Genomic DNA, 13,326 nt, shown 5'->3' on the forward strand with positions numbered 1-13,326 from the left:
TACACACCGTGAAGAGGCATGACTCGTCGGTCACCACTGACGAACGGTCACAGCACTTCGCAGCGTGGAATCACCGCGTATACAGGCCGGCGTTTTTAGAGGTGCCCTTGTAGCCCGATGAGCATCAACCGCCAGGTTCGCCTAGGCGACTTTCTTTTCACCGGAGAGTAACGAGGAATCCATGAAGGTTCTTGTAGCTGTCAAACGCGTTGTGGATTACAACGTCAAGGTTCGCGTCAAGGCGGACAATTCCGGCGTAGACCTCGCCAACGTCAAGATGTCGATGAACCCGTTCTGCGAAATCGCAGTGGAAGAAGCCGTACGCCTGAAAGAGAAAGGTGTTGCGACTGAAATCGTCGTCGTCTCCATCGGCCCGACCACCGCTCAGGAGCAGCTGCGTACCGCACTGGCTCTGGGTGCCGACCGTGCCATCCTCGTCGAATCCGCTGAAGATCTGACCTCGCTCGCCGTGGCCAAGCTGCTCAAGGCTGTGGTCGACAAGGAACAGCCTCAGCTGGTGATCCTTGGCAAACAAGCCATCGACAGCGACAACAACCAGACCGGCCAGATGCTCGCTGCACTGAGCGGTTATGGTCAGGGCACGTTCGCCTCGAAAGTCGAAGTCTCCGGTGACAGCGTTGCCGTGACCCGCGAAATCGACGGCGGCGCGCAGACTGTTTCGCTGAAACTGCCGGCGATCGTCACCACCGACCTGCGTTTGAACGAGCCGCGCTACGCGTCCCTGCCAAACATCATGAAAGCCAAGAAGAAGCCTCTCGAAGTGCTGACTCCGGACGCTTTGGGCGTTTCCACCGCCTCCACCAACAAGACCCTGAAAGTCGAAGCGCCGGCTGCACGCAGCGCAGGCATCAAGGTCAAGTCGGTGGCTGAACTGGTCGAGAAACTGAAAAACGAAGCGAAGGTAATCTAATCATGACTATCTTGGTAATCGCCGAACACGACAACAAAGTGCTGGCTCCGGCCACACTGAACACCGTGGCTGCTGCTGCCAAAATCGGCGGCGACATCCACGTTCTGGTTGCTGGTCAAGGCGCTGGCGCCGTGGCTGAAGCCGCTGCGAAAATCGCTGGTGTGAGCAAAGTACTGAATGCTGATAACGCCGCTTACGCGCATCAGTTGCCGGAAAACGTTGCTCCGCTGGTCGCAGAACTGGGCGCTGGCTACAGCCACATCCTGGCTGCCGCCACCTCCAACGGCAAAAACATCCTGCCACGCGTTGCTGCGCAGCTGGACGTTGATCAGATCTCCGAAATCATCTCGGTAGAAAGCGCTGACACCTTCAAGCGTCCGATCTACGCCGGTAACGCCATCGCTACCGTGCAATCGACTGCTGCGATCAAAGTGATCACCGTGCGTGCCACCGGTTTCGATCCGGTTGCTGCTGAAGGTGGTTCGGCTGCTGTTGAAGCTGTTGGCGCTGCACACGACGCCGGTACTTCGAGCTTCGTGGGTGAAGAGCTGGCGAAGTCTGATCGTCCTGAGTTGACCGCTGCCAAGATCGTCGTTTCCGGCGGCCGCGGCATGCAGAACGGCGACAACTTCAAGCACCTGTACGCCCTGGCCGACAAGCTGGGCGCTGCTGTAGGTGCTTCGCGCGCCGCCGTCGACGCAGGTTTCGTACCGAACGACATGCAGGTCGGTCAGACCGGCAAAATCGTTGCGCCACAGCTGTACATCGCCGTCGGTATCTCCGGCGCGATCCAGCATCTGGCCGGTATGAAAGACTCCAAAGTGATCGTTGCGATCAACAAGGACGAAGAAGCGCCGATCTTTCAGGTAGCTGATTACGGTCTGGTAGCAGATCTGTTTGAAGCAATCCCTGAGCTGGAGAAGCTGGTCTAATCCAGCGGCTTCACTTATAAAGAGCCCGACCTTTTGGTCGGGCTTTTTTTTGTCTCGGGTTTGAGTGGGAGCGTTTGGCTATGGATCTGCGCTGCGGATTGTTGTTGGGATTGGCGCTGTTGCCAGGATTGGCCTTGGCCGCGGGCAAGTGCGAGCGCCTCATCGTCACCGGCAGCCCGGATGCTCCGCCGTATCTGTGGCAGGATCCGCAAAACCCCAAGCAGTTGATCGGTGCCAGCGCAGACCTGTTGCAGCAAGTGGCCAAGGACTTGGGCATCAAGGTCGAGTTGCTCTACGCCGGCAAGCGCTCGCAGGCCCTCGATGAGGTGCGCAGTGGGCGCATGGACATGCTGGCCGATGCGTCGCTGACGCTCAATGAGCTGGAGAACCTCGACTACATCCATCCGCCGCTGCTGGAAAACGACTATCTGGTGTGGACCCGCAAAGGCTCTACGCTGACCTACGGGGAAGCCAGCGACCTGCACGGTCATACCGGTGGCGTGTCGGAAAAGTCTCGAATGACCCAGGCATTCGGCACTTTCGCCGCTCAGCAATTGACCCTGACCCGGACAGCAAACCTCACCCAGGCCTTTCAGAAACTTCTGCTGGGTGAAGTGGAATATGTACTCGCCGGACGCTACTCGGGCATGGCCGCCGCGCAGGCGTTGGGCATGGCCGATGACCTGCTGGCGTTTGAACAACCAATCGACCGACCCGGTCTGTTCCTCGCGGTTTCCCACAACTCGGCGTGCAACGATCCGTGGTTGCGCGGACAGCTGGCCAAAAAGATGACAGAATTGCCCGCGTCCGGACTGACGGAAGCCGCGCTGCAACGCAATATCGAGCGCTGGAAGGCGCAGCAGCAACAGCCGCAACAGCCTGTCAGTGCCCCAAAACAGTAGGGATTCTTAGTGAGTATTCGACCTCTTTTCGCGGCTGTGGCCGTTCTGGCCATGGCCGGTTGCGCGACCGATCCGGCACCCATTGAACAAATGCGTTTGACCGAGCAGGCCATTGCCCAGGCCAAGGCCGTCGGTGCCACTGGCGATGACGTGCCTGAAATGAAACTGGCCGAAACCAAGTACAACCGGGCCAAAGGGAACATGGCAGACGAATCGTTTCGGAACGCGCGCATGCGTTCCGAACAGGCTGAACTCGACGCACGTCTGGCAGAAGCCAAAGTGCTGACCCAGAAAAGCGAAGAACAGTTGAATGTGCTTAACACCCGCATCGTCCGTCTGCGCAAGCAACTGGGAGATGCCCAATGAGCCTCAAATCCAAGGTCCTCGGTGGTCTGATTCTCGTCGGTTGCGCGAGCCTGTTCGGCTGCGCCGGTCAGCACAGTGAATCCGCTTTGCAAGAGGCTGGCGCCGACTTCCAGAAGGTCAAGGAAGATTCCAACGTGCTGCGCATTGCGCCGAAAGACGTGATCCGCGCCGGAGAGTCTCTGGCCCGTGCCGATCGCCTGTCCACTTACTGGGGCAGCGGTTCGGACGTGGTGCACTACGCCTACCTGAGCCAGCGTTATAGCGCGATTGCCCGCGAGCACACCAATCAAGTGCTCAACGAAGAGCGTGCAGCCAAGCTCGAACTGGATCGTCAGCGCCTGCAACTGGCCCTGCGTGAATCAAAACTGCTGAGCGTGCAGCAGCAGGGCAAGTGGCTCGAAGAGCAGATTGTTGCGCTGGCCACCACGCAGACTGATCGTGGTCTGGTGATGACCTTGGGTGACGTGTTGTTCGACACCGGTGAAGCGGAGCTGAAAAACTCGGCCAACCGCGTTGTTCTGAAGATTGTGCAGTTCCTGCAGTTGAATCCGAAGCGCGTAGTGCGTATCGAGGGCTACACCGACAGCACCGGCGGCAAACAGGAAAACCTCAAACTGTCCCGCGACCGCGCGCAGTCGGTGGCCGATGTGCTGATGGACCTGGGCATCGACGACAAACGTATTCAGGTCGAAGGTTACGGTGACGAATACCCGGTGGACGCCAACGCTTCCGAGCGTGGGCGAGCGCAGAACCGTCGTGTGGAAATTGTGTTCTCCGACGAAAAAGGCCAGCTCGGCGCCGCCCGTTGAGGGTTGCGTCTCTGGAAAGCCCGGACTGTCATGCAGTGCCGGGCTTTTTTACGCCTGTCCAATAGCGCGCAAATCGGTACAGTTGTGGCAGACAACGCACTGTATGGTCGTCTATGGTGACAACTGTCCCAGTACACTTCTAAACTGTTCCGGTATTGTTTCACACAAGAATAAAATGCCCGTGAAATCGAGTGCTGCGTCATGACCAATCTCTTGCTCTACCAACGTATTGCTCAGCAACTGGCCGAGGACATCCGCCGTGGTGTCTATCAACCAGGGGAGCGCGTGCCTTCGGTACGCAAGATGAGTTCGCAGCTCAACGTCAGCCATGCGACGGTGTTGCAGGCTTACGCCAATCTCGAAGATCAGGGCCTGATTCGCGCCAGACCGCAGTCTGGTTATTACGTGCACCAGACGCCCGCGCTGACGGCACCGACGCCGGATATCGCCCGGGTCGAGCGGCCAGGGCTGGTCACGCGCAGCAGCATCATTCAGCAGGTTCTGGTCGAGTCGCGCCGCGAAGGCGTTTTTCCGTTGGGCGCCGCAGTGCCGAGCGTGGACTATTTACCGGTGCGGGCGCTGCACCAGCAACTGGCCAAAGTCACTCGCTTCCACAGCCCGCGAGCGTTCAGCTACATGTTCAGCCCCGGCTTCGAACCACTGCGCCGGCAAGTGGCGATCCGCATGCGCGACGCGGGCGTGGTGGTCGACCCGTCTGAAGTGGTGATCACCCACGGTTGTGTCGATGCGTTGCAGATGTCGCTGCGCGTGCTGACCCGCCCGGGCGATCTGATCGCCGCCGAGTCGCCGACCTATTACGGGCTGCTGCAACTGGCCGACCTGCTGGGCCTGAAAGTCATAGAGATCCCCAGCGATCCCGCCACTGGCATGAGCCTCGAAGCGCTGCAACTGGCCGCCAATCAGTGGTCGATCAAGGCGTTGGTGTTGACCACGCGCCTGAGCAATCCCCTGGGCGGCACCATGCCTGAAGAGCGGCAGAAACAACTGCTGCGCCTGGCGTCGGATTTCGATATCCAGATCGTCGAAGACGACATCTATGGCGAGTTGATGTTTGAACAGGGCCGCACCAAGGCCCTCAAGGCGTATGACCGACTTGACCGAGTGATCTATTGCTCGAGCTTCTCCAAGACCTTGTCGCCCGGTGTGCGGATCGGCTGGATGATTGCCGGTAAGTACCAGCAGGAAATCCAGCGCTTGCAGACCTTCAGCACCCATTCGGCGTGCAGCGTGACGCAGATGGCGATTGCCGCCTATCTTGAAAACGGCGGCTATGACCGGCATTTACGGTACATCCGTCAGGAATACCGGAAAAACCTCAGCGCCTTCCAGTTGGCGGTGCAGCAGCACTTCCCCGAAGGCACGCAAATGACCCGGCCCACGGGCGGTTTTATCCTCTGGGTGAGTCTGCCGGGGCGGGTCAATACTCAGGAATTGCACGTGCGCGCGTTGCAGCAGGGCATCAGTATCGCGCCCGGCCTGATCTTCAGTAATACAGAGCAATTCAACCACTGTATCCGCCTGAACTGCGGCATTCCGTGGAACCGCGAGGCGGAGCGGGCGTTGATGACCCTTGGAATGTTGGCAACCCAACTGTGTCAGGAAACGGCGGTCGGTTTCTGAACGAAGGTACGGACAGACTTGTCTTGTGACGCTCAACAAGCGAGCATATGGCCCTCTGCCGTTAGTGTCGTTGGGTTCATGAAAGCGATTTTTTCTGCCGCCGGGATTGTCCTTTGCTTGCTGATGATCAGTCATTCGCCGGGTGTCATGGCGGCTGCGGTCCAGGAAAAACCGGCCGCGGCGGCGACCCAGAAGAAAGCGCTGGCGAGCCAAACAAATACGCCGGCTAATGTGCAGAAGAAGAAAGCTGCGCCGGTAAAGAAGCGTCCACCAGTGGCTTCCAAGTCGAAATCTGCCAGCGAAGTGGCGAAAACCAAACTGCCGTCAGCCAGACTCGACTTGAGCTTGCCCAAGGACATGGTTGAAGAGTTGAAACCAATCGGCACAGTCAATCTGCCCAAGCGCGAACCGATCCTGCCGCAAATGTTTGGCGAGAAGAACAGCGGGTTCCAGCTCAATGGCCGTTTACTCAGCAACGAAATGCAGTTGCAACTGCGCAATGACGAGCGTCGTGAAGTAGACGGCGCAGCCCTGGATTTTGAATTCAAGCAGTAAATCCAATGCATCTGTGAGCCCTGAACCAGACGCTTTGTCGGAGACTGGTCAGTCACATTCACTTATCCGTAAAAACCCCGGCGCAGGGAATTTTAAACAGCCGTTTTAGCGGTTACCCTGTCCGCGTCCCTTTCACACATCGCCCCTCGCGAGGATTTGTTCGTCATGAAATGCCGTGAAGGCTGTGGCGCCTGCTGCATTGCCCCCTCCATCAGCTCGGCGATTCCCGGCATGCCTGATGGCAAACCTGCCGGCGAACGTTGCGTGCAACTCTCGGTCGAAAACCTGTGCAGCATTTTCGGCCGCCCGGAGCGCCCGGCTGTCTGTTCGGGCTTTGCCGCCGATGTCGAAGTCTGTGGCGATAGCCAGGAAGAGGCGATCAAGTTGATCGGCTGGTGGGAGCAAATGACGGCGGCCTGATGTGTCAAACGAACGGAACTTCAACAATAAGGAAAAAGACTATGGGTTCGCTGCATCGTATTGCTGTGTTGTGTGGTTTGACCGCCGTACTGGCCACGTCGCTGGCGCAGGCTGAAGACTGGAAAGTCGCCAGGAACGAGGACGGCATCAAAGTTTCCCTGAGCGAAATCCCGGGTTCGGACTACAAGTCCTATCAGGGCGTAGCTTTGATGAAGACCACTGTCGCCAAGTTGCGCGCGCTTCAGGACGATGTGACGGGCGCTTGTGCATGGATTTACGAATGCAAAACCCAGAAGCTGCTCAAGCACGAAGGTGATCAGAGTTGGACTTATACCCAGTTCAATACGCCATGGCCTGTGACTCCGCGTGATTCGGCAACGCATGTCACCACCGTCGAAGGCGCCGATGGCAGTCTGACTCGCACTCTTGAAGGTGTGCCGAAGTACATTCCGGAAGAAAAAGGGTTTGTCCGCGTGGCCCAGGTCAAGGGTTTCTGGAAGTTCGTGCCCAAAGGCGATCAGGTTGAAGTGACCTATCAAGTGCACACCGAGCCAGGCGGCAGTGTCCCGGCGATGGTTGCCAACAAGTTCGTCGTCGATGCTCCGTTCAACACCCTTAAAGCTCTTAAAGAGCGCGCCGAGAAGTAATTCCCGTCTTAATGAAACGCCCCGATCGATTCGGGGCGTTTTGTTTTGCGGTTTATATTTTGTTTCCAGATATGCGTTGAACGAAATTTTCACAACGCGTTCAAGACAATCCGCCCGCGCTATTTCCAGGCTGTCCCGTGGTCATTACTTCAAATGAATGTGTCTGGTGACAGGGCAGTAATCAATGGCAATGGTGCCGGTGATCGTGCAACATTTGCGCACTGCGCACGCCCCGGGGTCTGGAATGACCAATAGAGGGCATGGCGCCGCTGTATTTTTTGCAACTTCAACTTCCAATGGGTCCTAAAACGACATGGCAAACCCGGACGCCCTGAATCAGCAGCGATCTTCCAGTCGCCTGCTGCAACCGACCGTCAAATCGCATCTGGCCTACACGCTGCTCTGTGCGCTGGTCATGATGGTGATGTTTTCCGTGCTGCGCCTCGCGCTGCTGGTCTACAACCGCGAGATGATCCTCGACACCCCGGCTGCGACGTTCCTCGAAGCGTTCGCCAACGGCTTGCGTTTCGACCTGCGCCTGGTGGTTTACCTGAGCATTCCGCTGGTACTGGCGCTGTTCAGTGCCCGCGCCATGGCGGCGCGCGGCTTCTTCCGGCTGTGGCTGACCGTTGCGTCGAGCATCGCGCTGTTCCTCGGTCTGATGGAAATGGACTTCTATCGTGAGTTCCACCAGCGCCTCAACGGTCTGGTGTTCCAGTACGTGAAGGAAGACCCGAAAACCGTGATGAGCATGCTCTGGTACGGTTTCCCGGTGGTGCGCTATCTGTTGGCGTGGGCTATCGGCACGGTGATTCTGACGCTGGCGTTCAAAGGCGCCGACCGTGCCACGCGTCCGCGCGGGCCTTTCAGCGGTGGCACTGTCAGCTCCCGTCAGGTGGCGCCGTGGTACACCCGTCTTGCGGTGTTCGTGGTTTGTCTGCTGATTTGCGTGGTCGCTGCACGCGGCACCCTGCGTCAAGGCCCGCCAATGCGCTGGGGTGACGTGTACACCACCGACTCCAACTTCGCCAACCAGCTCGGCCTTAACGGCACGCTGTCGTTGATCGCTGCCGCCAAGTCACGCATGGGCGAGGACCGCGACAACATCTGGAAAGCCACGCTGCCGCAAGAGCAAGCGCAGCAAATCGTCCGCGACATGCTGGTCATGCCACAAGACAAACTGGTCGATGCCGACATCGCTGCCGTGCGCCGTGACTACACGCCGCCTGCCGACAAGACACTACCGATCAAAAACGTTGTCGTGATCCTGATGGAAAGCATGGCCGGTCACTCGGTCGGCGCATTGGGTGCACCGGGTAACATCACGCCGTATCTGGACAAGCTGTCGAAGGAAGGTCTGCTGTTTGATCGCTTCTTCTCCAACGGCACGCACACCCACCAGGGCATGTTCGCGACCATGGCTTGCTTCCCGAACCTGCCGGGTTTCGAATACCTGATGCAGACCCCGGAAGGCAGCCATAAGCTGTCTGGCCTGCCGCAGTTGCTCAGTGCCCGTGACTACGACGATGTCTACGTCTACAACGGCGACTTTGCCTGGGACAACCAGTCGGGCTTCTTCAGCAACCAAGGCATGACCAACTTCGTTGGCCGTAACGACTTCGTCAACCCGGTGTTCTCCGATCCGACGTGGGGCGTGTCCGATCAGGACATGTTCGACCGTGGCCTGCAGGAGCTCAAGGCGCGGGAAAACGGCAAGCCGTTCTACGCGCTGCTGCAAACCCTGTCCAACCACACGCCGTACGCCTTGCCGACGCCATTGCCGGTTGAGCGCGTGACCGATCGGGGCTCGCTGAACGAGCACTTGACCGCCATGCGTTACTCCGACTGGGCGCTAGGCCAGTTCATGGAGAAGGCGCGCAAAGAGCCGTACTTCAAGGAAACCCTGTTCGTCATCGTCGGTGACCATGGTTTCGGCAACGAGCGCCAGATCACCGAAATGGATCTGGGTCGCTTCAACGTGCCGATGCTGATGATCGCACCAGGCATCCAGGAGAAGTTTGGTACGCTCGACCACACCGTGGGTACGCAGATCGACATCGTGCCGACCATCATGGGTCGCCTCGGTGGCGAAGTGCGTCATCAATGCTGGGGTCGGGACTTGCTCGATCTGCCGGAAGGCGATACCGGTTTCGGTGTGATCAAGCCTTCGGGCAGCGAGCAGACCACTGCGATCGTTACCGCTGACCAGATCCTCGTGCTGCCGAGAGACAAGGATATGGGGCCGAAGATCTGGAATTATCAGTTGGGCGCCAATCCAGGTGCTCAGGTAGTGCCGAATGCACCGCGCACTGCCGAGTTGAAACTCAAGCTCGAAGCGTTCCTGCAAACAGCGACCAAGAGCCTGATGGACAACACTGCCGGTGTAATCCACGGCAAGCCGGACTGATCCAGCTGCAAAGATCCGCACAATAAAAAAGAGGCCCTGAAAAGGGCCTCTTTTTTTATGCCTGGATCGTTATATCCGACCGAGTAACAGCAGCACCAGCAGCACGACCAACACCACGCCGATAATGCCCGATGGACCATAACCCCAACTTCTGGAGTGCGGGAAGACCGGCAGACCACCGATCAGCAACAGGATCAGGATAATGATAAGAATTGTGCCCATGGTGATTTCCTTGTTGATAGCGTTCGAGAAGTCTTGGTATTCCAGGGCGACTGGAGATTAACTAATTCCAGACGGCTTACAAATTCCGACCGGTATGAATGAAAGAAAATTCAATGTTTTTTTAAGGTATTTGGATTGCTTGCTTATTTCCTTTTAAAGGCATCGATCTTTTGATCTTTACGCCACGGTTTGCCCTCACCATTCAGCAATCTGATAGAGCGTGGGTGGGCACCGTTCCTTCGCTACACTCGGCGAATCTTTCCCGGAACAACAAGGCTGTCTGCTATGCAAAATCGCATGATGATCACTGGCGCGGGCTCAGGCCTGGGTCGCGAAATCGCGCTGCGCTGGGCGCGTGAAGGCTGGCAACTGGCCTTGTCCGATGTCAGCGAACCCGGTCTGCAGGAAACCTTGAAACAGGTCCGTGAGGTTGGCGGCGACGGTTTTATCCAGCGCTGCGATGTGCGTGATTACAGCCAGCTCACCGCGTTCGCCCAGGCTTGCGAAGAGAAACTTGGCGGTATCGATATCATCGTCAACAACGCCGGTGTCGCTTCCGGCGGGTTCTTCAGCGAACTGTCGCTGGAAGACTGGGACTGGCAGATAGCGATCAACCTGATGGGCGTGGTCAAGGGCTGCAAGGCGTTCCTGCCATTGCTTGAGCAAAGCAAAGGCAAGATCATCAACATCGCCTCCATGGCGGCGCTGATGCAAGGCCCGGCCATGAGCAACTACAACGTCGCCAAGGCGGGGGTGGTGGCATTGTCGGAAAGCCTGTTGATCGAACTGGCACAACAGGAAGTCGGCGTGCATGTGGTCTGCCCGTCGTTCTTCCAGACCAACTTGCTCGACTCGTTCCGTGGCCCGACCCCGGCGATGAAAGCGCAGGTCGGCAAGTTGCTGGAAAGTTCGCCGATCAGTGCAGCGGACATCGCCGAGTACATCTATCAGCAAGTAGCGGCCGGCGAATTCATGATCTTGCCCCACGAACAAGGGCGCATGGCGTGGGCGATCAAACAGAAGAATCCGCAACTGCTCTACAACGAGATGACCTCCATGGCCGATAAAATGCGCGCCAAGGCCAAACAAAACAACGGTTGATCTTGTCCGTAGCACTTCCCGTCGTTAGGGTGGCCGCAATGGTCACCCTGTCGAGACGCGATATGCTCAATTACTTGTGGTTCTTCCTCGCGGCATTATTTGAAATCGCCGGTTGTTTCGCCTTCTTCATGTGGCTGCGTCAGGGCAAAAGTGCGCTGTGGGTAATCCCGGCGCTGCTCAGCCTGACGTTGTTTGCGCTGTTGTTGACGCGCGTTGAAGCGGCCTACGCCGGGCGTGCCTATGCCGCTTACGGCGGGATCTACATCGTGGCGTCCATTGGTTGGCTGGCCGTGGTCGAGCGGGTTCGGCCATTGGGGTCGGACTGGATCGGCGTGGCACTGTGCGTGATCGGTGCCAGTGTGATTCTGTTCGGGCCGCGCTTTTCTGCTGCTTGAGATGAGGGCTGTTTAACAATTTGCGGGAAACGTCTGAAGGGCGGCGCGCTGAAGGGTTGTAGGGCATTACTGATTTGCCCGCGATGCATTGAACCGGCGCCGTAAGCCGCGCATCTTCATTGCTTGCTAACCCTGAAGGACGAATCTCATGCTTGTACTCAGCCGTGTCGTTGGTGAGTTGATTTCAATTGGTGACGACATCACCGTGCGCGTTCTGTCAGTGAACGGTGCAAGTGTGCGCTTTGGCGTCGAGGCACCCAAGAAGGTCAATGTGCATCGCGCGGAAGTCTACGAGCGGATCCAGCGCAAACAGGCCCTGGAAAAGGCCCGTTGAGGTTTCAGTCAAACAGATGCTTGGGCACGTCATGCTTGAGCATCAACTGGCACTGCTCGCTGTCGGGATCAAAAACAATCAATGCCTGGCCCTTGGTCAGCGCCTGACGCACACGCAGAACACGGGTTTCCAGCGGAGTGTCGTCGCCGTTGTCGGTACCGTCGCGGGTGACGAAATCTTCGATCAGGCGGGTGAGGGTGTCGACTTCAAGAGCGTCGTAAGGGATGAGCATGGGCACCTCGGCTAAATCAATGTCGCGATGCTACGGCGATTGATCTTCGCCTGCCAGTTTTGTGTTGTCTTGGCCGGCCCCATCGCCGGCCAGCCAGCTCTCACAGGGATTGATGCTGTACGCAAAAGTTGTGTTCCACCCAAATAACGGTGGGAGCTGGCTGGCCAGCGATGGGGTCAGTCATCGCACTACAACATCTGGATCAATTGTCTGAACGCTGCCCCACCAGACTGTCCACTGGTGGCACCCGCGTATCGCTTTCCATCTGCGTGTCGTGCTCGATCTGATGACTGAAGCGGTCCAGCGAAGCATTCGCCGGCGCCGCGTCGCTGGCAAATACCGGCGGGCTCAGGATATACGCTCCGAGCAAGCGGCTCAGCGCTGCCAGGCTGTCGATGTGCGTACGCTCATAGCCGTGAGTCGCATCGCAGCCAAAGGCGAGCAGAGCTGTGCGGATGTCGTGGCCGGCGGTCACCGCCGAATGCGCGTCGCTGAAGTAATAACGGAACAGATCACGGCGCACCGGCAACTCGTTTTCACCGGCCAGGCGCAGCAGGTGCCGCGACAGGTGATAGTCGTACGGCCCGCCGGAATCCTGCATCGCCACACTCACGGCGTGTTCGCTGGAGTGCTGCCCCGGCGCGACCGGTGCGATGTCGATGCCGACAAACTCACTGACGTCCCATGGTAAGGCCGCCGCTGCACCGCTGCCGGTTTCCTCGGTGATGGTGAACAGCGGATGACAGTCGATCATCAGTTCCTGACCGCTGTCGACGATGGCTTTGAGTGCCGCCAGCAGCGCTGCGACGCCAGCCTTGTCATCAAGGTGGCGGGCGCTGATGTGGCCGCTTTCGGTGAATTCCGGCAATGGATCGAACGCCACCACGTCGCCGACATTGATGCCCAGCGACTCGCAATCGGCCCGGGTTGCGCAGTAGGCGTCCAGGCGCAGTTCGACGTGATCCCAACTGATCGGCATCTCGTCAACGGCGGTATTGAACGCATGCCCGGAGGCCATCAGCGGTAACACGCTGCCGCGAATCACACCGTTGTCGGTGAACAGGCTGACGCGACTGCCCTCGGCAAAACGGCTCGACCAGCAGCCGACCGGTGCGAGCGTCAACCGACCGTTATCTTTGACCGCACGGACCGCGGCACCGATGGTGTCCAGGTGCGCGGAAACGGCGCGGTCGGGGCTGTTCTTTTTACCTTTGAGCGTCGCGCGAATGGTGCCGCGTCGGGTCATCTCGAACGGAATGCCGAGTTCTTCCAGACGTTCGGCAACATAGCGCACGATGGTGTCGGTAAACCCGGTGGGGCTGGGAATGGCGAGCATTTCCAGCAGTACTTTTTGCAGATAGTTGAGATCCGGTTCGGGGGTTTGGAGGGTCATGGAAACTCCTGATGGGTTGAGCACATCGATGGTTTCGAT

The 13,326-nt window shown here is 58.2% G+C and carries 16 protein-coding genes; 13 read left to right on the forward strand and 3 right to left on the reverse strand.

Going from position 1 to position 13,326, the window contains the following annotated elements; all coding sequences use genetic code 11:
• The first annotated feature begins 181 nt into the window (after positions 1-181).
• The 10 genes from JJD74_RS23545 (at position 182) to JJD74_RS23590 (ending at position 9,610) form a co-directional block, all read left to right on the forward strand.
• Positions 182-931 carry an electron transfer flavoprotein subunit beta/FixA family protein gene (locus JJD74_RS23545; protein ID WP_007908338.1) on the forward strand — a complete coding sequence of 250 codons (750 nt, stop codon included), beginning with the start codon at positions 182-184 and terminating at the stop codon, positions 929-931.
• 2 nt (positions 932-933) lie between these two features.
• Positions 934-1,863: an electron transfer flavoprotein subunit alpha/FixB family protein gene (locus JJD74_RS23550; protein ID WP_042560399.1), complete on the forward strand. Its 930-nt coding sequence runs from the start codon at positions 934-936 to the stop codon at positions 1,861-1,863.
• An 80-nt stretch (positions 1,864-1,943) separates the two neighbouring features.
• The gene (locus JJD74_RS23555) at positions 1,944-2,765 is read left to right on the forward strand and encodes a substrate-binding periplasmic protein (protein ID WP_200616943.1); all 822 of its coding nucleotides are present in this window, start codon (positions 1,944-1,946) and stop codon (positions 2,763-2,765) included.
• A 9-nt stretch (positions 2,766-2,774) separates the two neighbouring features.
• The gene (locus tag JJD74_RS23560; protein ID WP_042560397.1) at positions 2,775-3,131 is read left to right on the forward strand and encodes a DUF4398 domain-containing protein; all 357 of its coding nucleotides are present in this window, start codon (positions 2,775-2,777) and stop codon (positions 3,129-3,131) included.
• A complete protein-coding gene (locus JJD74_RS23565; protein ID WP_042560396.1) occupies positions 3,128-3,940 on the forward strand; it encodes an OmpA family protein in 813 nt (270 codons plus the stop codon). The genes JJD74_RS23560 and JJD74_RS23565 overlap by 4 nt, the downstream gene beginning before the upstream one ends.
• 201 nt (positions 3,941-4,141) lie before the next feature.
• Positions 4,142-5,581, forward strand: a complete 1,440-nt coding sequence (locus tag JJD74_RS23570) for an aminotransferase-like domain-containing protein (RefSeq protein ID WP_042560395.1) — start codon at positions 4,142-4,144, stop codon at positions 5,579-5,581.
• Between the two features lie 78 nt (positions 5,582-5,659).
• Positions 5,660-6,136 carry a hypothetical protein gene (locus JJD74_RS23575; protein ID WP_042560394.1) on the forward strand — a complete coding sequence of 159 codons (477 nt, stop codon included), beginning with the start codon at positions 5,660-5,662 and terminating at the stop codon, positions 6,134-6,136.
• A gap of 165 nt (positions 6,137-6,301) precedes the next feature.
• Entirely contained in the window at positions 6,302-6,556 is a 255-nt protein-coding gene (locus JJD74_RS23580) for a YkgJ family cysteine cluster protein (RefSeq protein WP_042560393.1), read from the forward strand.
• Positions 6,557-6,597: 41 nt separating this feature from the next.
• Entirely contained in the window at positions 6,598-7,203 is a 606-nt protein-coding gene (locus JJD74_RS23585; RefSeq protein WP_115146244.1) for an START domain-containing protein, read from the forward strand.
• A 313-nt stretch (positions 7,204-7,516) separates the two neighbouring features.
• Complete coding sequence (locus JJD74_RS23590; RefSeq protein WP_042560391.1) at positions 7,517-9,610, forward strand: LTA synthase family protein; 2,094 nt, start codon at positions 7,517-7,519, stop codon at positions 9,608-9,610.
• 69 nt (positions 9,611-9,679) lie between these two features.
• Here the strand turns inward: JJD74_RS23590 and JJD74_RS23595 are convergent, their stop codons facing one another.
• A complete protein-coding gene (locus JJD74_RS23595; RefSeq protein ID WP_181818456.1) occupies positions 9,680-9,838 on the reverse strand; it encodes a DUF3309 family protein in 159 nt (52 codons plus the stop codon).
• A 279-nt stretch (positions 9,839-10,117) separates the two neighbouring features.
• Between JJD74_RS23595 and JJD74_RS23600 the strand changes: the two genes are divergently transcribed.
• The 3 genes from JJD74_RS23600 to csrA all read left to right on the forward strand — a co-directional run bounded on the left by JJD74_RS23600 (position 10,118) and on the right by csrA (position 11,662).
• Complete coding sequence (locus JJD74_RS23600; protein ID WP_042560390.1) at positions 10,118-10,933, forward strand: SDR family oxidoreductase; 816 nt, start codon at positions 10,118-10,120, stop codon at positions 10,931-10,933.
• A 62-nt stretch (positions 10,934-10,995) separates the two neighbouring features.
• On the forward strand, positions 10,996-11,328 hold the full coding sequence (locus JJD74_RS23605) for a YnfA family protein (RefSeq protein WP_003226957.1): 333 nt from the start codon (positions 10,996-10,998) through the stop codon (positions 11,326-11,328).
• Positions 11,329-11,476: 148 nt separating this feature from the next.
• Positions 11,477-11,662: a carbon storage regulator CsrA gene (csrA, locus tag JJD74_RS23610; protein WP_047302530.1), complete on the forward strand. Its 186-nt coding sequence runs from the start codon at positions 11,477-11,479 to the stop codon at positions 11,660-11,662.
• Between the two features lie 4 nt (positions 11,663-11,666).
• Here csrA and JJD74_RS23615 read toward each other — a convergent pair whose 3' ends face one another.
• Complete coding sequence (locus JJD74_RS23615; RefSeq protein ID WP_003236706.1) at positions 11,667-11,894, reverse strand: YheU family protein; 228 nt, start codon at positions 11,892-11,894, stop codon at positions 11,667-11,669.
• Between the two features lie 202 nt (positions 11,895-12,096).
• Positions 12,097-13,287, reverse strand: a complete 1,191-nt coding sequence (locus JJD74_RS23620; protein WP_042560387.1) for an osmoprotectant NAGGN system M42 family peptidase — start codon at positions 13,285-13,287, stop codon at positions 12,097-12,099.
• Positions 13,288-13,326: the final 39 nt, after the last annotated feature.

Source organism: Pseudomonas sp. MF6776 (assembly GCF_016613125.1).
GTDB lineage: Bacteria > Pseudomonadota > Gammaproteobacteria > Pseudomonadales > Pseudomonadaceae > Aquipseudomonas > Aquipseudomonas iridis.

Excerpts from the sequence above, each read along its gene's own strand:
- JJD74_RS23605 (WP_003226957.1), top strand. The coding sequence starts at position 10,996 with ATGCTCAATTACTTGTGGTTCTTCCTCGCGGCATTATTTGAAATCGCC.
- JJD74_RS23550 (WP_042560399.1), top strand. The coding sequence starts at position 934 with ATGACTATCTTGGTAATCGCCGAACACGACAACAAAGTGCTGGCTCCG.
- JJD74_RS23545 (WP_007908338.1), top strand. The coding sequence starts at position 182 with ATGAAGGTTCTTGTAGCTGTCAAACGCGTTGTGGATTACAACGTCAAG.
- JJD74_RS23600 (WP_042560390.1), top strand. The coding sequence starts at position 10,118 with ATGCAAAATCGCATGATGATCACTGGCGCGGGCTCAGGCCTGGGTCGC.
- JJD74_RS23620 (WP_042560387.1), bottom strand. The coding sequence starts at position 13,287 with ATGACCCTCCAAACCCCCGAACCGGATCTCAACTATCTGCAAAAAGTA.
- JJD74_RS23575 (WP_042560394.1), top strand. The coding sequence starts at position 5,660 with ATGAAAGCGATTTTTTCTGCCGCCGGGATTGTCCTTTGCTTGCTGATG.
- JJD74_RS23570 (WP_042560395.1), top strand. The coding sequence starts at position 4,142 with ATGACCAATCTCTTGCTCTACCAACGTATTGCTCAGCAACTGGCCGAG.
- JJD74_RS23555 (WP_200616943.1), top strand. The coding sequence starts at position 1,944 with ATGGATCTGCGCTGCGGATTGTTGTTGGGATTGGCGCTGTTGCCAGGA.
- JJD74_RS23615 (WP_003236706.1), bottom strand. The coding sequence starts at position 11,894 with ATGCTCATCCCTTACGACGCTCTTGAAGTCGACACCCTCACCCGCCTG.
- JJD74_RS23580 (WP_042560393.1), top strand. The coding sequence starts at position 6,302 with ATGAAATGCCGTGAAGGCTGTGGCGCCTGCTGCATTGCCCCCTCCATC.
- JJD74_RS23585 (WP_115146244.1), top strand. The coding sequence starts at position 6,598 with ATGGGTTCGCTGCATCGTATTGCTGTGTTGTGTGGTTTGACCGCCGTA.
- csrA (WP_047302530.1), top strand. The coding sequence starts at position 11,477 with ATGCTTGTACTCAGCCGTGTCGTTGGTGAGTTGATTTCAATTGGTGAC.
- JJD74_RS23565 (WP_042560396.1), top strand. The coding sequence starts at position 3,128 with ATGAGCCTCAAATCCAAGGTCCTCGGTGGTCTGATTCTCGTCGGTTGC.
- JJD74_RS23590 (WP_042560391.1), top strand. The coding sequence starts at position 7,517 with ATGGCAAACCCGGACGCCCTGAATCAGCAGCGATCTTCCAGTCGCCTG.